The 23846-nt window shown below is 69.0% G+C and carries 20 protein-coding genes and 1 pseudogene; 8 read left to right on the forward strand and 13 right to left on the reverse strand.

The window, feature by feature from the left end:
- Positions 1-15 precede the first annotated feature (15 nt).
- From PV734_RS14875 to PV734_RS14905, 7 genes are all read right to left on the reverse strand, one after another.
- Complete coding sequence (locus tag PV734_RS14875; RefSeq protein WP_319289777.1) at positions 16-1545, reverse strand: putative T7SS-secreted protein; 1530 nt, start codon at positions 1543-1545, stop codon at positions 16-18.
- A complete protein-coding gene (locus PV734_RS14880) occupies positions 1542-1865 on the reverse strand; it encodes a hypothetical protein (RefSeq protein WP_319090536.1) in 324 nt (107 codons plus the stop codon). Before PV734_RS14880 ends, PV734_RS14875 begins: the two co-directional genes overlap by 4 nt.
- A gap of 145 nt (positions 1866-2010) precedes the next feature.
- Complete coding sequence (locus PV734_RS14885; RefSeq protein WP_319289779.1) at positions 2011-2658, reverse strand: hypothetical protein; 648 nt, start codon at positions 2656-2658, stop codon at positions 2011-2013.
- The gene (locus PV734_RS14890; protein WP_319289781.1) at positions 2655-3323 is read right to left on the reverse strand and encodes a hypothetical protein; all 669 of its coding nucleotides are present in this window, start codon (positions 3321-3323) and stop codon (positions 2655-2657) included. Before PV734_RS14890 ends, PV734_RS14885 begins: the two co-directional genes overlap by 4 nt.
- Positions 3313-3969 carry a hypothetical protein gene (locus PV734_RS14895; RefSeq protein WP_319090539.1) on the reverse strand — a complete coding sequence of 219 codons (657 nt, stop codon included), beginning with the start codon at positions 3967-3969 and terminating at the stop codon, positions 3313-3315. The genes PV734_RS14890 and PV734_RS14895 overlap by 11 nt, the downstream gene beginning before the upstream one ends.
- Positions 3970-3990: 21 nt before the next feature.
- Positions 3991-5259, reverse strand: coding sequence for a putative T7SS-secreted protein (locus PV734_RS14900; RefSeq protein ID WP_319090540.1), 1269 nt, complete (start codon positions 5257-5259; stop codon positions 3991-3993).
- Positions 5256-5567, reverse strand: a complete 312-nt coding sequence (locus PV734_RS14905; RefSeq protein ID WP_006380709.1) for a type VII secretion target — start codon at positions 5565-5567, stop codon at positions 5256-5258. The genes PV734_RS14900 and PV734_RS14905 overlap by 4 nt, the downstream gene beginning before the upstream one ends.
- 87 nt (positions 5568-5654) lie before the next feature.
- Between PV734_RS14905 and PV734_RS14910 the strand changes: the two genes are divergently transcribed.
- Positions 5655-6335 carry a hypothetical protein gene (locus tag PV734_RS14910; RefSeq protein ID WP_319289783.1) on the forward strand — a complete coding sequence of 227 codons (681 nt, stop codon included), beginning with the start codon at positions 5655-5657 and terminating at the stop codon, positions 6333-6335.
- Between the two features lie 135 nt (positions 6336-6470).
- Here PV734_RS14910 and PV734_RS14915 read toward each other — a convergent pair whose 3' ends face one another.
- Positions 6471-6770 (reverse strand): WXG100 family type VII secretion target, encoded by a 300-nt coding sequence (locus PV734_RS14915; RefSeq protein ID WP_006380729.1) that lies wholly within the window; start codon positions 6768-6770, stop codon positions 6471-6473.
- Between the two features lie 281 nt (positions 6771-7051).
- On the opposite strand from PV734_RS14915, the gene PV734_RS14920 reads away from it, so the two are divergent.
- On the forward strand, positions 7052-11665 hold the full coding sequence (locus tag PV734_RS14920) for an FtsK/SpoIIIE domain-containing protein (protein ID WP_319289785.1): 4614 nt from the start codon (positions 7052-7054) through the stop codon (positions 11663-11665).
- Positions 11666-11935: 270 nt separating this feature from the next.
- Here PV734_RS14920 and PV734_RS14925 read toward each other — a convergent pair whose 3' ends face one another.
- Positions 11936-13627 (reverse strand): serine/threonine-protein kinase, encoded by a 1692-nt coding sequence (locus tag PV734_RS14925; protein ID WP_319289787.1) that lies wholly within the window; start codon positions 13625-13627, stop codon positions 11936-11938.
- A gap of 66 nt (positions 13628-13693) precedes the next feature.
- The gene (locus PV734_RS14930) at positions 13694-14542 is read right to left on the reverse strand and encodes a menaquinone biosynthesis protein (RefSeq protein WP_319090544.1); all 849 of its coding nucleotides are present in this window, start codon (positions 14540-14542) and stop codon (positions 13694-13696) included.
- A 289-nt stretch (positions 14543-14831) separates the two neighbouring features.
- Between PV734_RS14930 and PV734_RS14935 the strand changes: the two genes are divergently transcribed.
- Both PV734_RS14935 and PV734_RS14940 read left to right on the forward strand, forming a co-directional pair.
- Positions 14832-15035: a cold-shock protein gene (locus PV734_RS14935; RefSeq protein WP_006380707.1), complete on the forward strand. Its 204-nt coding sequence runs from the start codon at positions 14832-14834 to the stop codon at positions 15033-15035.
- A 166-nt stretch (positions 15036-15201) separates the two neighbouring features.
- A complete protein-coding gene (locus PV734_RS14940; RefSeq protein ID WP_319289789.1) occupies positions 15202-15912 on the forward strand; it encodes a class I SAM-dependent methyltransferase in 711 nt (236 codons plus the stop codon).
- 42 nt (positions 15913-15954) lie between these two features.
- Here the strand turns inward: PV734_RS14940 and PV734_RS14945 are convergent, their stop codons facing one another.
- The 3 genes from PV734_RS14945 to kstD form a co-directional block, all read right to left on the reverse strand.
- A complete protein-coding gene (locus PV734_RS14945; protein ID WP_319090546.1) occupies positions 15955-18339 on the reverse strand; it encodes an alpha-L-fucosidase in 2385 nt (794 codons plus the stop codon).
- A gap of 134 nt (positions 18340-18473) precedes the next feature.
- Positions 18474-19220, reverse strand: coding sequence for a DsbA family protein (locus PV734_RS14950; protein WP_319289791.1), 747 nt, complete (start codon positions 19218-19220; stop codon positions 18474-18476).
- A gap of 164 nt (positions 19221-19384) precedes the next feature.
- Entirely contained in the window at positions 19385-21175 is a 1791-nt protein-coding gene (gene kstD / locus PV734_RS14955; protein WP_319289793.1) for a 3-oxosteroid 1-dehydrogenase, read from the reverse strand.
- A gap of 74 nt (positions 21176-21249) precedes the next feature.
- On the opposite strand from kstD, the gene PV734_RS14960 reads away from it, so the two are divergent.
- The 4 genes and pseudogenes from PV734_RS14960 (at position 21250) to PV734_RS14975 (ending at position 23816) form a co-directional block, all read left to right on the forward strand.
- Positions 21250-21807, forward strand: a complete 558-nt coding sequence (locus PV734_RS14960; RefSeq protein WP_319090548.1) for a YciI family protein — start codon at positions 21250-21252, stop codon at positions 21805-21807.
- 70 nt (positions 21808-21877) lie between these two features.
- A pseudogene (locus PV734_RS14965) lies at positions 21878-21955 on the forward strand (DUF397 domain-containing protein); the annotation flags it as partial.
- 63 nt (positions 21956-22018) lie between these two features.
- A complete protein-coding gene (locus tag PV734_RS14970; protein WP_319289795.1) occupies positions 22019-22501 on the forward strand; it encodes a hypothetical protein in 483 nt (160 codons plus the stop codon).
- 97 nt (positions 22502-22598) lie between these two features.
- Positions 22599-23816, forward strand: a complete 1218-nt coding sequence (locus PV734_RS14975) for a GNAT family N-acetyltransferase (protein ID WP_319289797.1) — start codon at positions 22599-22601, stop codon at positions 23814-23816.
- Positions 23817-23846: the final 30 nt, after the last annotated feature.

A 23846-nucleotide genomic window follows, 5' to 3' on the forward strand; every position in this document is an offset into this window, starting at 1 on the left:
GCGTGCTTCGACTTCTCAGCCATCACTTGTGGTCCACGCATCCTTGATTCCGGTCGCCGACCAAACACCGTCGTCCAGTCCGTCGACGCGGAGACGGTCGCCGACCCATCCTGTAATGACACCCTTGTCCATGGCATCCGTAAGCGAGGCTATGCCCGTCGCACCCATCCAGATGCGCGTCTGCGTCTTGAAGACGCCGGACAGATTGGAAACCGCGTCGCTGGACCGCACGGCCTCGCCGATACCGTCAATCCCCTTACTCAGGGAGTCAAGTCCCGCATCGCCGAAACTGGGACGCATGCCATTACCCCAGGCTCTGGACCAGGTATCCCCCTTAAACAGATCCCCAGCATCCCTGAACGCCTTGAGATCCTTGAAACTGTCGACCATTTCCTTGCCGATGGCTCTGGGACTGAACGCCTCGGCCAAGCGCCCCGCGCCGGGGAACCAGCCCTTGGGCGCACCGGCGATCGCTTCCGCACCCGCCTTGCCGCGCAGTGCACCACCACTCAGCCGGTTCGCTTCTTTCCACGCTGCCTGAACTGCCTTGTTGTAGGCGGCAGTCCCCTTCTTCGCGGTCACCTGGGCCATAGCGTCTCTGAACGCGGCCGAGCGGGCGACACCCTTCGCTCCAGCAGCGGCTCCTCTCGCCCCCGCGATGGCACCCCGGCCGATACCGAAGGTGGCCAGGCCCACGACGTCCAGCGCGACGTCGAACCAGCTCCCCTCCCCCGCAAGGGCCAGCATGATGTGGCCGACCAGGGAGATGACTGTGGCGATCAGCGCGATCGTACCGAGAACCGCTGCGAGCGCCTGGCCCACAATGGGAATCCATCCGACCAGCAGTGACAGGGTTCCGCAGATAGTCGCGACCCAGCCCAGAACGTCGACCAATTGCTTGATCCAGCCGGCATTGTCGTGGACCCAGTCCTTGAACTTGTCCCACGTACCGTCCTTCAGACCGTCGTTGTCGATCGCGGTGCGAATGGCATCACGCGCACGCTTGACGGCGGCATCGCGGACATCCTTGGCGGCTTCGAGATCCCTCTTCGCGCGCTCCATCGCCGAAGTCGCCGCTTCCTGGCGCTTCTCCAGCTTCTTGCGGTTGGGATCGTCGTCCGCCGTGTCCTTGGGCAGCCCGTCGATCGCTCCGGTGCTCGTCTTCTGGTCCACGTCCGCGTCCTGGGCGTCGTGGAGCGCCTTGTCGGCCATGGTCTGGGCGCGATGCAGTTCCGAGGCGTACTCCTTCGAGGAGCCGCCGTCGATCACCTTTTCGCCGAGGGCGTCCGCCGCCGCGTCGTATCGCCTGAAAGCCTTCCGCAGCTTTCCTTCGGCTCCTTCGGCCTGCGTACGGAACTCGTCGGCCGTCTTGCTCTTCCAGGCGGCGACGGATGAGAGCGCCTTGATCTCGTCCGCCTGCTTCTTGATCGATTCCGCCGTCCTACGGAAATCGCGGCCGAGCCGGGCGACTTCCTCCGGATCTCCGGGGATCGGGTCGGAAGGTTCTCCGACAACCGCCCATTCACCGGCCCGAGGACGCGTCACTTCGCACCCCCTTTTCCGCTGTCACCCTGTTTATCCGTGCCTCGGAGTGCCTCGGCGAGCTGGTGATCGATGTCCTCATAGGCCTGGGCCGCCGTGGAAAGGATCTTCGAAAGCTTCTCGATCTCGTCCGTGAGTCGTTCTCGATGGATCTTCCAGTTGTCCCCGAAGTCATCGAAGGTCTCGACCAGACTCCGGTCGCCAAGCACGTCGACACCGAGACCGTCGGCCGGGTTCGCGTTCTCGGAAAACTCCCGGTGGATCTTGGAGAGTGAGCGCGCACTCTCCTTGATACGTTCGACATCGGCAGTCTGGTCCGACATGTCCTCCCCTATCAACCGGCCGCACGAGCACCGATCCTACGGATGGGGCAGCTCGTTTCCAGACCTGCCCGACAACGGAATCGTGTCGGCAGAACGCGCTGACAGAGCGCTCCGGCGGCAGCGGGCTTTCCGCAGACAGCCCCTCTCACCCCACCCACCCCAAGGACCCCGCGATCGCATCGCACAGCCGCTCCATCGGACCGACCATCCCCGTCACCGGCGCCGAGAAGGAAAGCGTCAGGTAGCCCACCCCTCCCGGCATGCGGACGTGGACGTTCAGTGTCGTGGCGCCGAGGACGCGTACCGCCGGGCCCGCCGGGAGGTCGACCACCGACACCTCGTCCCGTTGTCGGTCCTCGGGCCCGCGGCGTACTTCGAGCCAGGCCGCGTACTTGCGCGGGTCGGCCGGTGTCTCGCCCAGTGGCATGGACGACACCAGGAGGGACATGGGCAGGCTGCCGTCCTGGAAGGTCGCCAGGAGGAAGAACTCCAGGGCGCCTCGCGCTCGGCCCGCTTCGGCGGTGTTGCGCAGGGTGGTCCATACGTTGCGCGTGAGCTCGGCGGAGACGGGTCGGCCCTCCGCCTGGTGGTCCACGAAGGTCTTGAGCTGCGCGCGCCAGCGGTCCTTGGTGAGGTCGATGCGGAACCACTCCCTCGGAACCAGCAACCGGTAGTCCCGAGGGATGCCCACGGGCCTGTCGCCGACGGTCCTGTCACCGACGGGGGCGCCCGGCCACGAGTCGCTCACGGGGCCGGCCGCCGGCGCGGCATCGGCCCCCTGCGTCTCGTTCACCCCGGCATCACCAGGGGCGCTCCCTCGTCGTCGAAGAAGCGCACGCTCTTGACGACGCCGGCGAACATGGCGGAGAAGACGTCCCAGCCCTCGATCGTCGGTGTTCCCATCTCCAGCACCATGGCGGTTCCGTTGTCCAGGGGTATCTGGACCTGTATGAACGAGGTCCAGATCGGCTCGTCCTGGCCGGACTCCGTCAGGCTGCCGTCGACGGCGGCGGACCGGTTGCCGACGCACGTCACCGCCGGGCCGCAGGGCAGTTGCACTTCGCCGATCTGGCCGAGGCCCAGGTGCCTCATCGTGGACGCGATGAAGCCCGCCGGACTGCTGCCGGCCCGCTCGTCCAGATCCATGAGGCTGACGTTCACCGTGGCCGTACAGCGGACGCCGTCGACTTCCGTCGTGACGAAACCGGCGTACTGAACACCCGCCTCGATGAACTCGTCGTAGTTCGCGGCGCACATCGCCGCCCACTGCAGCTGCACCTCCTCGTCGGCGCCGGGGAGTGTCCGCTTGGCCAGGTCGACCAGTTGGTCCGCGAGTTCGTCCAGGTCGTCCGCCTCGAAGGGCAACTCGAAGAAGCCCTCGGGCATGATCCACCGAACCTCTACGCCGCCACTTCCCACGAGGCTGCGCTGGGCTTCGTCGACGGTGTCAGTGGTCATTCGAACCTTCACTCCCAGGTCTTTGAGGTATTTGGTGGCCTTCCGGATCCTCGCGGTCAGCCACCTCTGGACGGAATTTCGCCGCGAAGGGATACGGGCCGTAGTGCGGGTAGTGAGCCGGGACGTCGGCTCCTCCCCGGCGGGCGATGTGCGCGATCTCCCGGTAACCGCGCGCGCGGGCCCTCAGGTTCTGCCGGACGGGATCGCCCCAGACCGACAGCGCGGCGCGTACGAAGAAGAGGAATTGGGTTCCGACGACGACCGCCGCGATCGCCAGATAGACCGTGCGGGCGGCGGATGTCTCCCAGTACTGCGCCACTCCGCCCCAGTACACCGCGGCACCGGAGCCCACGAGCGCCAGGGGCACGCCGTGCACGAGGCCCGCCCTGAACATGTCCTCTTCGTCGTCGTGCCGCCGGTGCAGCAGGTCGAGCACCGCCCGGTCGTCCAGGAAGTCGAACCGAAGCTCGCGGTGGGCCTTCTCCGCGGCCTGTTTCGCCTCGGGGACGGTGGAGAGCACCGAGCCGCCGACCAGGGTGACGACCTCACCGCCCCGGCGTCCGACGAACTCCCGTTCGCCGAAGGCGTTGTTGCCGATTCCGCTACTCCCACCGGTCCCGCCGGTCCCGCCGCTCGCGTCGCTCATGGGCATCTGCGCTCCTCTCTCCTACGCGGCCAGGGCCGCGTTGAACGACTGCGACGAGACGGTCGGTGCGGGTCCGGGCGACGGTGACGGCCTGGGAACGGTGGTCGGGGTGGGCTTGTGCGACGGTGTGGGGGTGGGCGTCGGGGTGGGCCCCGTGCTGCCGGACGGCTCCTGGTAGCCGGTCCGCTCACCGTTCTTGCCGCTGAGCATCCTGTGCAGGGCGCTCCCGAGACCTGCCCCCTTGATCACGCCGGTGATCTTCCTGCCCTCGATCACCGCGTTGCGGGCCGTCCTGCCGAGAACCTTGTTGACCAGCTTGACGCTGACCCCGTTCAGGAAGTTGTGGCCGACCCCGTCGAGTGCGGCCAGGCCGCTGAACCGGAACTTCGCCAGCCCCTTGACGCCCTTGAGGGCCTTGAACCCCTTCAGCGCGCCGAGCCCGGGCAGCACACCCAGCGCGTCGGCGCCCAGCTTCAGCCAGTCGACCTTGCCTCCGCGCACGGTCATGTCGTACGCATGGCCGGCGAGCGCCGCCGCACTGGCCAGCACGGCGAGGGTCGCGAAGATGGGAACCAGGAACTGGAGCGGCGGGACGAACGCACAGATCACCGCGAGTACGGACAGTACGGCCGAGATGTTCGACAGCATGTCCGCCCAGTCCGCGAGGAAGTTCATGAAACCGCCAGGGTCCCGGACCGCGTCGTGGTGGACGACGTTCTTGATATGTCGAGCGGCTTTGTCCCCCGCGTCGTCATAGATCTCCCGGGCGTCCTTCACCGCTTTTCGGGCGCCCCCGATGCGCAGCAGAGCGTCGTCGCGCTTCTTCTCCCAGCGTTCGAAGTCGTCTTTCTCCGCTGCTGGAATGTTGTGCGTCGGGTACTTGTCGGTGTACTTCTGTACCTCGCGGTCCGCGAGATCGTGGTCGGTCTTCGCTTCGAGATAATCACTGAGCGCCTTGTCCGCCTTGCGCTGCGCGCGGCGCATTTCGCTGGCGAACTGGTCCGAGCTGCCCTCGCGAACGTCCTCACCGACGGCTTTGGCGGCCTCGTCGTAGCGCTCGAAGGACTTCTTCAGCTTGTCCGAGGTGTCGCCGGCTATCTCGTGGAAGCCCTTCCCGGCCTCGCTGTCCCAGCCCTCCACGGAGGCAAGTGCCTTGATGACCCGGGACTGTTCCTCGATCATGTCGGCCATCTTGCGCAACTTGCGCCCCAGTTCGGCCACTTCCTCGGGGTCGCCGGGCGTCGGGTCGTCATGCCACAGTGGCGGCCAGTCGGAGTCCGTCCTGCTCACTTCTTCCCCTTGCTCTGCGCCTTGGCGTCCCGGATGGCCTCTGCCAGCTTGTGGTCGACTTCCTCGTACGCCTTGGCGGCGGTGGAGGTGAACTCGGCCAGCTGTTCAAGTTCCTTCATCAGTTTCTTCCGGGTCTTCTTCCAGGTGTCCCCGAATTCCGAGAAGGCGTCTTTCAGTCCGCCATGTCCCACAGCCTGGCCATACTCGTCGGCGGGATTACCGTTCCGCTCGAACTCGTCATGGATCTTGCCCAGGTCGCGTGAACATTTTTTGATGGCGGCAAGATCTGCCTTGATATGGTCCCCCATGAGTGCTAACTCCCAGTAGTTGATACGCTCTCGCCGGACCGATTCCGTCCCGTATCGGCGTTCCGCATCGGCAAGGAGAGTCCCGACGTGACATCCAGAGGCAAGCAGCGCCTGATAACGGACCGCCTCGGCATCCACGCCGAAGCCGCCGAATGGTGCTGGATCGACAAGATCCCGCAGCCCCCGACGGATGTGCTCCAGGCAGCGGGCAACCCTCGCCTCCGCCCGGCCAGGCTGCCTCCGTTGGGCATGGTCGGCGCGGTGCTCGGGGCGCCGTTCATGCCGCTCGTCATGCTGCTCAGCCTGCTGTCCGACGCGCAGGAAGCCGTCGAACGCTCCCTCGGTTCCAAGCAGGAGAAGGAGCGGTGGCAGGCCAAGAAGCGGGACGACCGGCGCCGGGACGCCACCATCGCCGAACAGGGCCTCGACCAGGTCTTCGACGGGAACTGGCACGGTGAGGCCGGGCAGTTCCTGCTGCGTTGGTACGGCCACTCCACCCACCACCAGCGACTCCTGCTCGCGACCGAGGACGGGATCGTACTGGCGGCTCCGCCGAAGCGCGTCAGCGTGGGTCGGGAGAAACACCTGCAGATCGTCGCCCGCATCCCCGCCACCGAGGCGACCCTCGTCGACCCGTTCTCCGGTGAGTTCGAGACGAGGGTGCTGCTGATCCGGTTCCGTGACGGATCCTGGCTGCGGGTCGACACGGAGGAACTCCGCAGCGAGCTCCACATGTACGTACTCCGGCAGCCCCTCCCCGACAACTGACGGGAAGCCCGGATCCGGCTTCGGGTGGGAGCGGGGCGGCGCCCGCCCGGTGCGTTCAGCGTTCCTCGGATCGCAGCCGACGCACCAGGCCGGCGCCTCGCGGGCCCTGCCCTGCTTCCGAACCGTGCGCCTCGGCTACTTCTTCGCCGACTTCGCCAGTTCCTCGTCGATCTGCTCGAACTTGTCCGCGGCCATGGTCAGGTAGTCACCCATGCCGTCGAGACCGTCCAGCGTGTCCTTCGCGCCGCGCGTGAACTCCTCGAAGTTCTCGTCGAAGGCCTTCGACGAACTCTTCGTGACGTAGCCGGACTCGACCAGGTTCGCGATGTACTTGCGCAGGCCGTCCAGCTTCTCCTGGAGCTTTTCCTTCTCCTTCACGACATGCTTGGCAGCATCCCGCATGTCCTGATATGTGACATCAAGGTCTTTGGCCATGAAGCCGCTCCCTCGTCAAAGTGCCGCAGGGCCAACCCCCGTGGCTTCCCTGTTTCCAACCGACTGAGGCAGCAGCTTACGGGTGTGGCGCGAGTGGAGACATCCCGGTTCTGGAACAGAACTGGGCACAGAACCGTTCAACACCGTTCCGTCACCAATTCACCATAGGGAAGGGCCCTGTCCCCACCCGTTGCCCTTCTGTCATATGGAGCGGATATCGTCACTCCGTACGGTGGCCGGCGTTGCGTGAGCGGCCACGGGGGCCGTTGGGGAGGACAACCGTGCGCCTGACTCTGACCGTCGTCGATCCGTTCGGCGGGAGCACCGCCGACGTCGTGCTCGACGCGGATCCCGAGTCCACCGTCGGGGACATCGCACAGGAACTGGCCAGACAGGTCGGCCACAGCGGTGCCCAGATCATTCCGCTCGGGCACCACGGACAGGTGCCCGCGAACAACTCCCCCCTTGTCTATGTGGACGGTTACGCCGTCGACCCGTCCGCCAACGTCGGCGGATCGCCCCTGCGCGAAGGCGCCGTCGTCAGCCTGCAGGATCCCGCCGGTTGTCTGCCCGGCGAGCCGACCGGACTCGTCGAACTGCGGGTCGTCGGCGGGCCCGTCGCCGGGTTCGTGCACCGGCTCGGGGTGGGGCGCTACGACATCGGCAGCGGGCCCGCCTCCTACATCCGGATCGACGATCCCGAGGTCGAGGCACGCGCCCTCACGTTGTCAGTTGCAACCGACGGAACCTGCCAGGTCACCGTGCACGGGGAGACGGACGACGTCACCCTCGACGGCACACCGATGAAGGACCTCAAGGACTCCAAGGACTCCAAAGACGCCAGGGACACCAAAGGCGCCAAGGGGATCGAGTGGCCCCTCGGTGGGCAGATCGCCGTCGGCAACTCCCTTGTCGAGCTGGCCCGTTACACCCCGCCCAACGCGGCCCTCAAGTGGTCCGAGGACGGCGTGGGCCTCGACTACAACCGGCCGCCCCGGCTGCGCGCCCCCGACCGGCAGACCAAGTTCCGGCTGCCGTCGCCGCCGCGCGACTTCGAGGCCCGGCCGCTGCCCTGGCTGATGGCGCTGACGCCCCTGGTCGGCGCGATCGTGGCCGTCACCATCTTCGGGCGCTGGTACTACCTGATCATGGCCGGCCTCAGCCCGATCCTGCTCTTCGCCAACTACTTCATGGACAAGAAGCACGGGCGCAAGTCCCACGCCAAGCAGGTCAAGGAGTACAAGGAACAGAAGGAGCGGATCGAGAAGGACGCGCAGGACGCCCTCCTCGCCGAGCGGCAGGACCGACGGCACGCCATTCCCGACCCCGCCACCGTCCTCTCCCTCGGCACCGGGCCCCGTACGAGACTGTGGGAGCGGCGACGCACCGACCGTGACCATCTCCTCCTGCGCGTCGGCACCGGGCAGTTGCCGTCCGAGGTCGTGCTCGACGACCCGGAGCAGGACGAGCACCGGCGCCAGGTGACGTGGAAGATCGAGGACGCGCCCGTCGCGCTGTCGCTGCGCTCGCTCGGCGTCATCGGTATGGCGGGGCCCGGGGACTCGGCGCGCGCGCTCGGGCGGTGGGCCGTCGCCCAGACCGCCGCACTGCAGAGCCCGATGGACGTCCAGTTCTACGTGTTGAGCGAGAGCACCGCGCAGGACAGCTGGGACTGGGTCCGCTGGCTGCCGCACACCAGGCCGTCCGGCGGGCAGGACGTCAACGTCCTCATCGGCACCGACGCGGAGACCGTCGGCGCGCGGATCGGCGAGCTGACGCAGATCCTCGACGCGCGCAAGAAGGCGGCCGAGCAGAACAAGGGACAGCGGGCGTCGTTCAGCGACCCGGACATCGTCGTCGTATGGGACGGGTCCCGGCGGCTGCGGTCGCTGCCCGGTGTCGTCAAGCTGCTGCGCGAGGGGCCGGCGGTGGCGATGTACGCCCTCTGCCTCGACGCCGAGGAGCGGTTCCTGCCCGGCGAGTGCCAGGCCTTCGTCGTCGCCGAGCCCAGGGCCGAGGAGCACACCGACCCGGCGTACGCCACCAGCACACCGGCTCAGCCGCAGGTCGCGGGCGGGTTCCCGTCCTTCCACGCGTGGCATGCAGCCGACAACGAGCCCGACCGGCGGGCCCAGGCCGACAAGCTGCGGCTGCGCGTCGAGGAGGAGAGCGCGGAGCGCGTACGTGACGTACGGCCAGACTTCGTCTCCGCCGCCTGGTGTCTGCGCCTGGCCCGGTCGCTGTCCGCGCTGCGCGACATCAGCGGCGAGACCGAGGACTCGGCGCTGCCCGGGTCGAGTCGGCTGCTCGACGTACTCCAGCTGGAGCCGCCGACGCCCGACGCGATCACCGCGCGCTGGCGTATGGGCGGGCAGTCGACGATGGCCGTCATCGGTGAGTCGTACGACGGGGCGTTCGGTATCGACATTCGGAAGGACGGGCCGCACGGGCTCATCGCCGGTACGACCGGTTCGGGTAAGTCGGAGCTGCTGCAGACCATCGTGGCCGCGCTCGCCGTCGCCAACACCCCCGAGAACATGACGTTCGTGCTCGTGGACTACAAAGGTGGCGCCGCCTTCAAGGACTGTGTGCATCTCCCGCACACCGTCGGCATGGTGACCGACCTCGACGCCCATCTCGTCGAGCGCGCCCTCGAATCGCTCGGCGCCGAGCTGCACCGGCGGGAACACATTCTGGCCGACGCCGACGCGAAGGACATCGAGGACTACCAGGACCTCGTGCGACGGGATCCGTCCCACGCGCCCGTCCCCCGACTCCTCATCGTCATCGACGAGTTCGCGTCGATGGTGCGCGACCTGCCCGACTTCGTCACGGGACTTGTGAACATCGCTCAGCGTGGCCGTTCCCTCGGCATCCACCTGCTGCTCGCCACACAGCGGCCGTCGGGTGTCGTGTCCCCGGAGATCCGCGCCAACACCAACCTCCGGATCGCGCTGCGCGTGACGGACGGCGGCGAGTCGTCCGACGTCATCGACTCGCCCGAGGCCGGGCACATCTCCAAGAACACCCCCGGTCGCGCCTACGTACGACTCGGCCACGCCTCCCTCGTTCCCTTCCAGTCCGGACGCGTCGGTGGACGCCGGCCCGGAGCGGCGGACCCCGCGGTCCTCATGCCCTGGTCCGGCTCGCTGGCCTGGGAGGACCTGGGCCGGGCCGCGCTGAAGAAGCCCAAGGTCGAGAAGCGGGAGGACGAGGAGATCACCGACCTCAAGGTGCTCGTCGACGCCGTGCGCGACGCCAACCGGTCGCTCGGTATCCCGCCCCAGCACAGCCCCTGGCTGCCGGCGCTCTCCGAGACCCTGCTGCTCGACGAGATCGAGGTCCCGGCCTTCGCCGACCACGGCACGGGCAAGCTGGCGCCGGTCCCGTACGGCGTCGAGGACCTGCCGTCCGCGCAGGCACGCCGCCCGGTCGTCGTCGACTTCTCCACCTTCGGCCATCTGATGATCGGCGGCGCCCCGCGCAGTGGCCGCTCACAGATCCTGCGTACGATCGCGGCCTCCCTGGCCCGCACCCACTCCACCGCCGACGTCCATCTGTACGGCATCGACTGCGGCAACGGCGCGCTCAACGCGCTGACCCGGCTGCCGCACTGCGGTGCTGTCGTCAGCCGCAACCAGACCGAGCGGGTCATTCGGCTGGTCAACCGGCTCAAGGGTGAAATGGGGCGCCGCCAGGACCTGTTGGCGGAGAAGGGGTTCGCGGACATCGGCGAGCAGCGCGCCGCGTCTCCGGCGGAGGAGCGGCTTCCGCACATCGTCGTACTGCTGGACCGCTGGGAGGGCTGGGTGCCCACCCTCGGTGAGGTCGACCACGGCACGCTCACCGACGAGTTGACCACGATGATGCGCGAGGGCGCGAGCATCGGCATCCACCTCGTCCTGACCGGTGACCGCACCCTGCTGGTCGGCCGGATCGCCACCCTCACCGAGGACAAGTACGGACTGCGGCTCGCCGACCGCAGCGACTTCTCGGCGCTCGGTATCCCGCACCGCAAGGTCCCGGAGGAGATTCCGCCGGGCCGCGGCTACAAGAACGAGTCCGGTATCGAGACCCAGTTCGCGCTGCTGTCGCAGGACACGACCGGGCAGGGCCAGGCTGCCGCGATCACGGCGATCGGTGAGACCGCGGCGGCACGGGACGCCCAGGTTCCGCGCTCCCGGCGCCCGTTCCGGGTCGACAGTCTGCCCTCGCGGATCTCCTTCGCGGACGCGTGGGGGATGCGCGACCCGGAGACGTCCGGCTCCCGGCTGTGGGGGCTTGTGGGCATCGGCGGCGACGACATCACGGGCTTCGGGCCCGATCTCGCGACGGGTGTGCCTACGTTCGTGATCGCGGGGCCGGCCAAGTCGGGCCGCTCGACGGTGCTGATGAACTTCGCGCAGTCGTATCTGTCCCAGGGTGTACGACTGGTCATCGCGGCGCCGCGTCAGTCGCCGCTGCGTCAACTGGACGGTGCGGCCGGGGTGTTGAAGATGTACACCGGCGACGACATCGACGAGGACGACTTCGAGGAGATCATCGACCAGGCGTCGGTCGAGGAGCCGATCGTGGTTCTTGTCGACGACGGGGAGATCCTGGAGGACTGCGACGCCGCGAGCCAGATGAAGAAGATCGTCTCGCGGGGTGCGGAGCGGGGGCTCGGGCTTGTCATCGCGGGTGACGAGGAGGATGTCTGCAGTGGGTTCAGTGGGTGGCAGGTCGACGCGAAGAAGGGGCGGCGGGGGATTCTGCTGTCTCCGCAGGAGTCTTCGAGTGGGGATCTGATCGGGGTGCGGATCAACCGGAGCATGGTGGGTGGGCAGGTCGCGCCCGGTAAGGGGATGTTGCATCTGGGGGACGGGGAGTTGCGGACGGTCGTCATTCCCGGGTGAGTCGGGGTGGGCGGGGTGTTTCTTCGCCCCCGCCGCCCCTACCCGTCCCATCCTGTACCTGGGGGCTGCGCCCCCAGACCCCCCATCGGCCCTGAACGGGCCTTGTCCTCAAACGCCGGACGGGCTGAAGGTGCGGGCCGGGGCTGGAGAGGTGCGGCCTGGGCTGGACAGATGCGGTAAACGGGTGGGTGGGTGGGTGGGAAACTCACGGCCTGGGCTGCACCCGCCCCGCCCGTGAACGCCGGACGCCTATAACCCACGCCCCCTCCCCTACCCCACCCGTGACATCCGGGCCACCGGATCCCCCGCCTCCGGGTTGTCCGTCTCGTACTGCAGGTCGTCGCCTACCGGCGTGAGCAGGACCCTGTGCGAACCCGTCGTGCACACGCTCCTGTTCGACTTGTCGGCGATCGACGTGACGACGAGCCGGGTCTTCGTGACCTCCTTCAGGAACAGATCGTCGTCGCAGATGCCGCCGATCTGGTCCGTCTGCCGGAAGGTGCCCAACTTCTCGCCCACGGCGGCCTTTTGGACCGTCACCCGGAACGTCCCCATCGGGAGCGTGCCGCCGAGGGCGACAGCCGGGCCCTCCCAGGTGCCGACGTAGGACGCGGGAACCGTCGCCGTGCCGCTCACCGGTCCGGGCACCGTGCTCTGTGGCGGACTCTGCGTTGTCCGGGCGGTGTCCTCGCTCGACGCCGAGCTCTCCGCCGCCTGGCTGCTGTCCTTGCTCGACCCCGAGTCGTCGGCACCACCGCCCGGCAGCAGGTCGAACAGGAGCGTCGACCCCACCGTCACCACAGCCAGCGCACCGGCCACCGCGAGGGCCACCGTGCAGCTCAGCTTCCGTCCGCGCCCGTCGACGCCGGGTACGGAGGTCGCCGCCACGCTGACGGAGACCTTGCCGGGCACCCGGTCGGACGGCTCCGGCTGCGGCTCTGCGGCCCGGGGCCCCGGCATCACCGGCGGGGGCCCGAACTCGCCCGCGCCCGCCTCCGCACCCGCGACCATGGGCGTACTGAACCCCACCGGCCCGGAGAGCTCGCCCTCCTGAGCCGCCGCCTGCGCGACCTCCAGGTTGAGCAGCGCCACCGCGTCCCGGCTGACCCGCTCCACCACCGGCCCCGGCAGCCACCCGCCCGCCACCAGCCGTGCCGCCCCCTCAGGAGCGAGCCGCCGGCCCACCTCGGCGGGGGCCGGTCGAGTGGTCGGGTCCTTCGCCAGGCAGTCTTCGACCACCTCCCGCAGCTCACCCTCCAGCCCGTCGAGTCGGGGCTCCTCGTGCACGACCTTGTAGAGGAGCGCGGCCGACGAGTCGCCGGGGAAAGGTGAGCGGCCCGTCGCCGCGTACGCCAGTACCGCGCCCAAGGAGAAGACGTCCGCCGCTCCGGTGACCGGCCTGCCGAGGATCTGCTCCGGGGACATGTAGCCGGGTGAGCCGACCGAGACGCCCGTCGATGTCAGGGACGCCGTGCCGTCGGTGGCCCGTGCGATGCCGAAGTCGATGAGGAGGGGGCCGTCGAGGGTGAGAAGGACGTTCGAGGGCTTCACGTCGCGGTGGACGAGGTTCAGGGCGTGGACGGCGGTCAGCGCCTCGGCGAGGCCCGCGCCCAGTGCCCGTACGGAATCCAGGGGCAAGGGGCCGTCGTTCGTGATCGCCGCCGTCAGCGAGGGGCCGGCCGCGTACGCCGTCGCCACCCATGGCACCGGGGCGTCCGGGTCCGCGTCCAGGACGGAGGCCGTCCAGGCGCCGCCGACCCGCCGGGCGGCCTCGACCTCGCGCCGGAACCTGGCCCGGAACTCCTCGTCGAGCGCGAAGTGCGGGTGCACGATCTTGACCGCGACGGTACGGCCGCCGGTGCTGCGCCCGAGGTAGACCCGGCCCATCCCGCCCGCGCCGAGCCGCCCGAGCAGCCGGTAGGGCCCCACGACGGCCGACTCACCGACGTCCAGCGGCTGCATGACCCCCACCTCTCCCCCGTACCCACCTCGTACGCCGGCCCGCGCCCGTCGGCGACGAGCAGCAGCCTACGGCTCCAGCAGGTCCACCTCCACGTCTGCGGGAAAGCCCGTCGTGGGGCCCACCCGTCGGGCGAACTCCCGTACGGCCGTGAGCTGCGGGCCGCCGAAGCGGAAGTCGAGGGTCGTGAAGTAGCGCTCCAGGACCTGGGCGTCGAACTCCTCCCAGCGGGCCGCCTGCTCGGCGACCTTGCCGACCTCTTCCAGGGAGAGGTCGCGGGAGGCGAGGAACGCCTCGTGGACCTTCCGGGTCAGGACCGGTTCGCGCTCCAGGTAGTCCTTCCGGGCCGCCCAGACTGCGAAGACGAACGGCAGCCCCGTCCACTCCTTCCACAGGGCGCCCAGGTCGTGCACCTGGAGGCCGTAGCGCGGGCCGTCCAGGAGGTTGGCGCGCAGGGCCGCGTCCCCGATCAGCACCGCCGCGTCCGCCTCCTGCATCATCAGGCTGAGATCGGGCGGACACGTGTAGTAGTCGGGCTGTACGCCGTAGCGCTCGGACAGGAGCAGTTGCGCCAGGCGCACGGAGGTGCGGGAGGTCGAGCCGAGTGCCACCCGTGCGCCGTCCAGTCGGTCCAGGGGGACCTGTGAGACGAGCACGCACGACATCACCGGGCCGTCGCAGCCGACGGCGATGTCAGGGAAGGCGACCAGGTCATCGGCGTTGCGGAGGAACTCGACGAGCGTGATGGGCCCGATGTCGAGGTCGCCGCGCACCAGCTTCTCGCTGAGCTTCTCAGGGGTGTCCTTGGTCAGCTCGAAGTCGAGGAGCGTGCCTGTTCTGGCGAGCCCCCAGTACAGGGGCAGGCAGTTCAGGAACTGGATGTGGCCGACGCGCGGCCGGGTGCGAGAATTGTCCACATCGCGAGGCTAACGGGCCGCCCCTACCGTGAGCCCTCCCGGGGGGTTGTCAAGGCCGCGCGCCGCCTCTCAAACGTCCGAGTGACGTGATCTTGACCTCTATTGCATTCCGGTGCCTGCATGCTAGGCTCGCCGCAAGTTGCAGTTTGGTTTCCCTTGCAGTACAGAGCCTGCGGAGCATGTGACCGCGGGCTCTCGTCGTATTCAGATGAATGCAGTTGTTTACAAGCTTTTGTTTACACCTTGCAGGTTCTGGAGCAGGGCAACCCTTTGGGCCCAGGGAGGGCTTATGGCTACCGGAACCGTGAAGTGGTTCAACGCCGAAAAGGGCTTTGGTTTCATTGCCCAGGAAGGCGGCGGCCCGGACGTCTTCGTCCACTACTCCGCGATCAACGCGAGCGGATTCCGCTCTCTCGAAGAGAACCAGGCGGTTTCCTTCGACGTCACGCAGGGTCCGAAGGGCCCGCAGGCGGAGAACGTCAGCCCGATCTAAGTCTTCGGCTCAGCTGAGCCGATTGCTCTGATCCGGAACGTGTGCAGTACCCCAAGGAGCTCCGAGCCGTCTCGACGGCATCGGAGCTCCTGCCTTTTCCGGCCCCGACCCCGCCCTGACCCCGGACACGGACGCGTTGTCAGTGGGCCCGGCTAAGGTCCCCGCCATGACCGACTTCGTCGCCGCCACCCGCGTCTTCTACGACGCCATCGCCGAGGACTACTTCGACCGCTTCCGTTCCGGGCTCGCCGACCAGCCGCTGGAGCGGGCCGTGCTCACCGCGTACGCCGAGTTCGTACGGGGTTCAGCGGGCCCGGGTTCAGCGGGCCGGGGTTCAGCGGGCCGGGGTTCTGGGGGCCTCGCTTCAGGGGGCGGCAGTGGTCAGGTCGCCGATCTCGGGTGCGGGCCTGGGTGGGTCACCGGGTTCCTCGACTCGCTCGGGCTGTCGGTGTTCGGGCTGGACGTGTCGGCGTCGATGCTCGCGGTGGCCCGGCGGGAGCATCCGGGGATCCGGTTCGAGCAGGGCTCGATGCTGGAGCTGGACCTCGCCGACGGGACGCTCGCCGGGGTCGTCTCCTGGTACTCGACCATCCACACCCCGGCCGACCGACTGCCCGCCCTCTTCGCCGAGTTCCGTCGGGTACTGGCGCCGGGCGGGCAGCTGTTGCTCGGCTTTCAGGCGGGGGACGTGCACAAGCACCACGACCGGCCGTTCGGACGCCCCGTGTCCATGACCTTCCAGCGGCGCCGGCCCGAGTGGATCGCCGAGCTGCTGACGGAGGCCGGGTTCACCCTCACGTCGCAGACCGTGCGGGCGGCGAACGAGGAGGCCGGGGAGTCGTCCGCGCAGGCGTTCCTGATGGCCCGCAGACCCTGAGGGCCATCAGGAACGCGGGCGGGGGGGGCGCCCCGCCCGGGGTCAGGAGTTCCAGCGCACCTTGAAGACCCAGGCGTGCTGCCCGGCTTTCCGGGCCGCCGCGGGGACGTCGATCCGCAGCGCTCCGTTGCTGACGGTCCAGGTCAGGGGCCGGTCGTGGCCGAGCATCGTCACCGTGTCCCCGCTGCGGATGGGTACGGGCGCCTCGACGGTGAGGCGGGCGCCCGGCCGGGCCAGGGAGTGGATGTAGAAGGCCTGGTCCGGGCGGACCGTGAAGCGCAGGTCCTCGCCCAGTTGCGCCATCCTCGACCAGTAGGTGGTGTCGTAGATGGCCTCGCCGTTGGTGCTCAGCCACCGGCCCGTCTCGCGCAGCCGGGTCTGCATGATCTCCGGGATGGTGCCGTCCGCGCGGGGACCGATGTCGAGCAGGAAGTTGCCGTTCTTGGAGACGATGTCCACCAGGCTGTGCACGACCTGCTCCGTGGTCATGTACTTGTCGTCGGGCGTCGCCTTGTTGTAGCCGTAGCTGAACGGGTCGAGTCCTCGGCTGGACTCCCATTTGGCGACGACCGTGTTGTCGTACGTCGTGTACTCGGGGGTCGTGAAGTCGTGGAAGGCGATGCCTGAGCGGTTGTTGACGGTGACCTCGGCGGGGCGTCTCCGGTTCTTGGCGTGGTTGAAGTACTCGGCGAGCACGTCCAGGCTGTCGTTGGCGCCCCCGATGTCGCACCAGATGAGCTCGGGGTCGTAACCGTGGATCAGCTCCAGCATCTGCGGGGCCTGATAGTCCTTCACGAAGTCCTTGCCCGCGGTGTAACCGGTGTACGGCACCGGGTCCAGGGTGTACGGGTTGCGCGGGGCATGGCCCATCCACGGGCTGTCCGGGTTGAACCACTCCGGCATCGAGAAGTAGAGCCCGCGGTGCAGTTCGGGTGTGTAGCGACGGGACGCCTCGAAGAGTTCCTTGACCAGGTCCCGGCGCGGACCCGTCTTCACGGAGTTCCGGTCGGAGAGCTTCGTGTCCCAGAGGGCGTATCCCTCGTGGTGTTTCGAGGTCAGTACGTGGTACTGGGCGCCGGCGTCCCGGAACAGTTCGACCCAGGCGCGCGGGTCGAACCTCTTCGCCGTGAACATGGGGATGAAGTCGTCGTACGCGAAGTTCTCGCCGTAGGTCTGCCGGTGGTAGGCGTGCACGGCGTTGTTCGGGTCCTGCAGGTGGTTCCAGTACCACTCGGCGTACTGCTCCCCGACCGGCGACCAGGCGGGCACCGAGTACACGCCCCAGTGGATGAAGATGCCGAACTTGGCGCTGTGGAACCAGTACGGCGCCTGGTGGCCGGAGAGTGAGTCCTCGGTCGGCCGGTAGTCGGCGACGCCGAGGGAGAGCGGGCCGCGCTGTGCGGCGGCCCGGGCTCCGCGCCCGGTGACCGTGACCACGCCCTCCTGCGAGGTGCCGGGTGCTGTGCCCGTGCGGTTGCGGATGCCGACCCGGACGCGGGCCTGTTCGCCGGGGTCGAGGCGGCGGACGCGCGCGGGCTCCACGGTGCGGGCGCCGGGCACGTCCACCCGTACCGTCACGTTGTCGTGGGCCAGGACGGCGACGGTGCCCGCGTTGACGACGGTGGCCTCGACGCTCTGGGCTCCGGTGGACTCCAGCAGCGAGTTCGTGGAGTGGGCGTCCCGCAGGGTCAACGCCCTTCCCTGGGCGACCGGTTGGAGGGAGAGGGCGAACACGTGCAGGCAGGCCTTGTTCGCCTCGGCCGGGTTGGTGACCGGCAGGGTGATGGCGACGGCCTCGCGCTGAGGGTCGATCCACAGGTCCGACGTCCCGATGCCGACGCTGTGTTCGTCCTTCGTGCCGTCCGGACGGTAGCGGTACGGGGCGGACAGCGCGCCGCCCGAGGCGTACCAGTCGGACCCGCCGAGGCCGGCGGTCGTGGTCGAACCGTCCGCGTAGTGGACCGTGGCCTTGCCGGAGGCGTTGCCGTAGCTCCCGGCGGTGAGGAAGTGGGCTGTCAGGTAGCGGCCCTTGGGGATGTCGACGCGCTGCCCGAGCGAGACGACGTTGTTCCTGGCGCCGGCGGTGGAGGCGGGGAAGTCGAAGGGAACGCCGTCCACCCGCACCTGTCCCGACGGGAGTTCCTCGCCCGGGAAGGTGTAGCCGGAACCGTCGAAGTCGCCGCCCCGCGCGGAGGCGGTGTCCACGCCGTCGTTGTCGTAGAGGCCGGCGAGGGAGACGGGGACAGGGCTCGGCACGGGAACCCAGGCGCCGGTCCCGCTCCCGGCCGCGGCTCCGACTTCGGTGCCGGTCTGTCGCGCGACCGTCTCGGCGGCGTGCGCGTCCGTCGAGGCGGCGAGGGGAAGGGCGACCGAGGCGGCGACTCCCGCGGTGGCGCCCAGGACATGACGTCTTGGATACGTACTCATGGCGGCTCTCCCAAATCATCGGGTGTCTTGATGATTGGGGAGGGGATAATGACTGTCAATGGTGCGCACGAGTACGGGACTTGATGAATAGGTCGGGTGAATCGAGCCGTAGTGGTCCTCAGTAACCGCAGTCCTCAGTAGCCGTAGTCCTCGGGGTCCGGCTGCGGCTGGTAGTCCTTGTACGCCTGCCACTGCCCGGGGTGGTCCCGGATCGTCTGCAACAGTTCGACGAAGAGGCCCGGGTCCAGCAGGACCCCGCCGATCTCCTCGGGGACCTGGACGTCGTTGATCACGGCGGTGGGTGTGCCCGGCCCCTTGCCCTGGCTCCGCTCCTGCGCCGTGCCGACGCGTTCATAGGCGTCCTCGGAGGCGGTCACGAAGGAGCGGTACTTCATCGTCCGTACCGCCGACTCGAAGGCGGGAGTGCGCAACCCGTCGACCTTCTCGGCCAGTTGGAGGAGGCGCGCGTCGGTGAAGCCGTCGTCCTCCTCCTCGGGCTGGTTGGCGTACAGCACGTCGTGGTACTCGGCGAACCTGCCGACGTCCAGGGCCGCCCTGAGTGCGTTGGCCGCCTTCTTCGAGCCGCTCCCGCCGAGCCTGTCATCGAGGAAGGAGGCCAGGGTGTACTCGGCCTTCACCTCCCGCCGCAGCACGGCGGCCTCAAGTTCCGGGCCTGCGCCGGCTCTCTCGAACTCCTCGCAGACCGGGCAGCGCATGTCCTCGTACATGTGCACGGTCATCTCGGCGGTCGGGTCGCCGACCGTGATGGTCGTCCCGCTCACCGCGAGCTTCTCCGGCACCTGCGCCAGAGTGTCGTACGGTTCCGGATCCCCGTACCTCTGCCCGCATCCCGCGAGGAACGCCATCCCTGCTACGGCCATGACGACCCCCGCGACCGCCGTCGTCCTTGTCGACGCGGCGAACCGCCCCCCGTGCCTCACGCGCACCTGTTGCCTCCCCAGTGATCAGCGCGACACTAGGGCATGTTCATGCCGAACGCACAGGCATATCGGTGCGGGCCACGGCTCGCTGATGGCCCCCTCCCTCAGATCACCCCCGCCGCCGCCAGTGCCGCCACATACCCGAACGTCATCGCCGGGCCGATCGTCGAGCCCGCGCCCGCGTAACTGTGGCCCATGACGGCGGCGCTGGCGTTGCCGGCGGCGTACAGGCCGGGGATCGCCGTACCGTCGGCCCGCAGTACCCGCGCCCGGGCGTCGGTCCGCAGGCCGCCCTTGGTGCCGAGGTCGCCGGGGACGATCCGGAAGGCGTAGTACGGGGGCAGCCACAGGGGGGCCAGGCAGGAGTTCGGGAGGACGGCCGGGTCCGTGTAGTAGTGGTCGTACGCGCTGTCGCCGCGCCCGAAGTCGGCGTCGTCGCCGCTCAGGGCAAGGGAGTTGAAGCGGCTGACGGTCGTACGGAGGGCGGCGGGCGGGATGCCGATGGAGGACGCGAGAGCATCGACCGTCCACGCCTTGTACACGGCACCGGAGTTGTACCACTCGGCCGGGAGTACGAAGGTCGGGGAGACGTCCTTGAAGAGGTAGCGGTTGCGGTAGTTCTGGTCGACGATCAGCCAGGCCGGGATGTCCGGGTCGGCGGCGTTCCGCTCGTACATGGTGTGGACGACGTCGCTGTAGGGCCCGGCCTCGTTGACGAAACGGGAGCCCGCCGCGTTGACCAACAGGCCGCCGGGGAGGGTGCGTTCGGCCAGACAGAAGTACGGCTCGTCGGGGAACGGGATCGCCGGGCCCCACCAGGCGTCGTCCATCAGGGCGAGGAAACCGCCGGCGCGCTCGCCCGCCCGGATTCCGTCCCCGGTGTTCTCCTTCGCGCCGACCGTCCAGTCCGTGCCGATGGGCTGCTGCTGGTACTGGGCACGCATCGCCGCGTTGTGCTCGAAGCCGCCCGAGCCGACGATCACGCCGCGCCTGGCACGCAGGAGACCGGCGGCGCCGTTACGGGTGACGACGGCGCCGGTGACCTCTCCGGACTCCAAGTAGAGATCTGTGAGTGGGGTGTTGAGCCAGACCGGCACCCCCGCGGACGCCAGCCCCGCACGGAGTCCGGCCGCGAGGGCCTGCCCCATGGTGAGCGGGGTCTCCCCCTTGAGGGCCGCCTTCGTGCCGCGCGCCAGACACTCGACGGCGACGGCCGTGCCCTTCGGGTTCACGGCGGCGAGGGCCAGCCACTTGTAGTCGGCGCTGAAGACGACCATGCCCGAAGGGACCGCGAGGTAGGGCGGGTTGAGGTGGGCGAGTTCGGCGCCGAGGATGTTCCCGTCGAGCTGATCGGGCTCTATGGAACGGCCGCCCGGCAGTCCGCCGGGCAACTCCGGGTAGTAGTCGCTGTATCCCTCCATCCAGCGGAAGCGCAGCGGGCTGTTCGCCATGACGAAGGAGAGCATGGCGGGCCCGTGGGCGAGGAAGGCCTGTCGGCGGGCGGCGGGGACATCCGGTCCGACGACGGCCGCGAGGTAGGCGGCGGCCTTGGCGGGGGTGTCCGGCACCCCGGCAGCGAGGATCACGGGGTTGTTCGGGATCCAGATCCCGGCCCCGGAACGGGCGGCCGATCCGCCGAAGGTGGGCGCCTTCTCGACGACGACACAGGTGAGGCCCTGCTTGGCGGCGGTCAGCGCGGCGGTCATCCCGGCGGCCCCCGCTCCGACGACCACGACGTCGTACGTCCCGAGAAGGGGCGGCGCCGCTGCCTGGGCCGGGCCGCCCGCCCCGACCGTGACACCGGCCGCGACACCGGCGGCAGCGGCGGCGCCGGCCAACACGCCTCGTCTGGAAGGAAGTTCGGTACGTCTCGTTGAGTCCGTTTCTTGGTTCATGGGGCGGGAATGTCGTACTTGGGTCTTGTGAAGTCAAGAAGCATGCCCAGGCGAAACCTGATAGGTCTTCGGCCATGGAGTTCCTCTGCTACCACCGCGACCGCCCCGATTCGACGGCCCTGCGCGACGAACTGCTCGAAGACCACTGGTCGTACATGGACGGGTACGCCAAGGAGATGATCGCCCGCGGCCCGACCCTCACCGACGACCGCGAGACGGCCACCGGCAGCGTGCACATCCTCGACCTGCCCGATCCGGCCACCGCCCGCGCGTTCGCCTTCGACGAGCCGGGCTACCAGGCGGGCGTCTACCGGGACGTGCTCCTGCGCCGGTGGCGCAACACCCTGGGCCGCACGATGTGGGAGTTCCCCGGCGGCCCAACAGAGGGCAACGGATACCTGGTGATCGGCCTCGGCGCGGGCGAAGCGGCCGACCTCGCCCTGCCGGCGCGGATCGGCCCGGGCGACCTGATCGCCTACGGCCCGCTGCTCGCCGACGACGGCGACACCTGGCTGGGCACGGCGGCACTCCTACGGGCAGCGGACCCGGACGCGGCACGCGCCGTCCTCACGACCCCGGAGCGGTACGCGGGCATCGAGGTGCACAACTGGCAGTTCGGCGGGCGGTCGTGAGGGGCCGCCTTGGGCGCGTTCTTCGAGGACGGCGGCATCGTCCTGGTGGCCCTGCCGCCTACTCCGCGACTCCAAGAACCCCACCGGCCCCCACCTCCCCCTCTCCCCCACCACCTGGTCCGCCTTCCTCCGTCAGGCCGTTGTGTAACAGCCGTGCTGCGTACGCGGCCGAGGCCGATTCGCCGGGACCCGTCGCGGTGATGATCGGGACATGACCACGATCACCCGCGCCGCCACAGCGGCAGCGATCTGCGCGGCGGTGCTGCTGACCGGCACCGCCTGCACCAGCGACGACGACGGGCCGAAGACCTCGGCCAAGAAGTCGGCCCCTGCCACACCCACGGCCACCGCCGTCGCCGAAGCCGTTCCGGACCTTTACCCCGACACCGTCACCAAGGCTCCGGAGATCGAGCGGAAGACCATCGCCTCGTTCGCCAATGGTCAGTTCGGTCGGGCCATCCCCTTCAAGGGCGGGCTTCACAAAGGGACCCTCGGGATCGCCCTGAACTGTGAGGGCAAGGGCACCGTGACGGTCGAGGTGCCCGACATCGGGATGACCTTCGTCGAGGAGTGTGCGGACGGCAAGGTCGCCACCATCTACAACGAGACCGACATCAGCTCTGCGGACCCGGACGCGTACGTCCACGTCATGGGCACATCCGAGGTCCGTTGGTCGGTCTCCGCCGGGCAGTAATTCGCTTGCCCTGGCCCACCGGTCGACGCTGCACTGTGGCCAGACACCATGAGCCGTGGTGCCTGTTCGCCGGTATTTCGGGGAGGACGCGGCAACTATGGAGATTCGCTCCACGACCGATGAGGATCTCGGCGTCTTCGTCGACACAGCCCATGCCGCGTTCGGGCTCTTCCCGGAACGCCCGGTCGAAGGCGGCGGGTTGTGGTGGTCGGCGCTTGAGACGGACCGCTGTCTGCTCGCCCTGACGGCGGACGGGCGGCCGGTCGGGACCGCCGCGGCGTACTCCTTCGAGCTCACCCTGCCCGGTGAGACCGTCATCCCGACCTCCGGGGTGACCGCCGTCGGCGTCCTGCCCTCGCACCGGCGCCGGGGCGTGCTCAGCGCGATGATGCGGCGACAGCTCGCCGACCTGCGGGGGCGCGGGGAGTTCCTTTCCGTGCTGCTGGCCTCCGAGGCCTCGATCTACGGCAGGTTCGGCTACGGACCGGCGACCTACACGGCGCGGCTGACGGTGCCGCGCCACCGGGCCGCCCTCGCCGTTCCCCGGGCGCGCGCAGTGGCCGACGTAGCAGCGACCGGCTCGGTCGAGGTACTGCGGGGCGCCGAATGCGGCGAGATCCTGGAAGAGGTCTACGACCGGTACCGCCGCGCCCAGCCCGGCGCACTGTCCCGGCCGCATCGCTGGTGGGCCTTGCGCGCCGGGCAGCCCCCCATATCGCCGGCGCCGCGCTACCTCGCCGTCCACCGGGACACCGACGGCGTCCCGGACGGGTACGCCAGCTACGCGATCGAGTCCGGCACCATGACGGTCGACGAGGTCATCACCGCCGACGACGCCGTCTTCACGGCCTTGGCCCGGTTCGTACTCGAACACGACCTGGTCTCCAAGGTCGTGTTCAAGCACGTTCCGCCCGAGCATCCACTGCGCTGGCAGTTCGCGGACTTCCGCGCCGGTGAGGTGTTCTCCGCCATGGACTGGCTCTGGGTGCGCCTGCTGGACGTCCCGCGTGCGCTGACCGCGCGCGGCTGGTTCACCGACGGCGAGCTCGTCCTCGATGTCGACGACCCGTTCCTCGGCGAACACGGCCGCTACCTGCTGACCGTCCGGGACAGCAAGGCCGACTGCGTCCCCACGGACCGGGAGCCCGACCTGTCCCTGGACGTGCGCGACCTGGGCTCCGTCTACCTCGGCGGCACCGCCCCGAGCACACTCGTACGTGCCGGACACATCCAAGCCCACCGCCCGGGCGTGGACACCCTCGCCGACTCCCTCTTCCGCGCCGACCGCCCTCCGCACTGCCTGCACTGGTTCTGACCGCCCGCTCGCCGGCCCCGCCCAGGCCCC

Origin of the sequence: Streptomyces sp. AK08-02 (assembly GCF_033795085.1) — a bacterium.
Classification (GTDB): domain Bacteria; phylum Actinomycetota; class Actinomycetes; order Streptomycetales; family Streptomycetaceae; genus Streptomyces; species Streptomyces echiniscabiei.

Bases quoted from the DNA above. Each gene is read 5' to 3' on its own strand.
- PV734_RS14950 (WP_319289791.1), bottom strand. From the start codon at position 19,220: ATGGCCGTAGCAGGGATGGCGTTCCTCGCGGGATGCGGGCAGAGGTAC.
- PV734_RS14905 (WP_006380709.1), bottom strand. From the start codon at position 5,567: ATGGGGGACCATATCAAGGCAGATCTTGCCGCCATCAAAAAATGTTCA.
- PV734_RS14915 (WP_006380729.1), bottom strand. From the start codon at position 6,770: ATGGCCAAAGACCTTGATGTCACATATCAGGACATGCGGGATGCTGCC.
- PV734_RS14925 (WP_319289787.1), bottom strand. From the start codon at position 13,627: ATGCAGCCGCTGGACGTCGGTGAGTCGGCCGTCGTGGGGCCCTACCGG.
- PV734_RS14945 (WP_319090546.1), bottom strand. From the start codon at position 18,339: ATGAGTACGTATCCAAGACGTCATGTCCTGGGCGCCACCGCGGGAGTC.
- PV734_RS14895 (WP_319090539.1), bottom strand. From the start codon at position 3,969: ATGAGCGACGCGAGCGGCGGGACCGGCGGGACCGGTGGGAGTAGCGGA.
- PV734_RS14890 (WP_319289781.1), bottom strand. From the start codon at position 3,323: ATGACCACTGACACCGTCGACGAAGCCCAGCGCAGCCTCGTGGGAAGT.
- PV734_RS14970 (WP_319289795.1), top strand. From the start codon at position 22,019: ATGACCACGATCACCCGCGCCGCCACAGCGGCAGCGATCTGCGCGGCG.
- PV734_RS14880 (WP_319090536.1), bottom strand. From the start codon at position 1,865: ATGTCGGACCAGACTGCCGATGTCGAACGTATCAAGGAGAGTGCGCGC.
- PV734_RS14960 (WP_319090548.1), top strand. From the start codon at position 21,250: ATGGAGTTCCTCTGCTACCACCGCGACCGCCCCGATTCGACGGCCCTG.
- PV734_RS14975 (WP_319289797.1), top strand. From the start codon at position 22,599: ATGGAGATTCGCTCCACGACCGATGAGGATCTCGGCGTCTTCGTCGAC.
- PV734_RS14940 (WP_319289789.1), top strand. From the start codon at position 15,202: ATGACCGACTTCGTCGCCGCCACCCGCGTCTTCTACGACGCCATCGCC.
- kstD (WP_319289793.1), bottom strand. From the start codon at position 21,175: ATGAACCAAGAAACGGACTCAACGAGACGTACCGAACTTCCTTCCAGA.
- PV734_RS14935 (WP_006380707.1), top strand. From the start codon at position 14,832: ATGGCTACCGGAACCGTGAAGTGGTTCAACGCCGAAAAGGGCTTTGGT.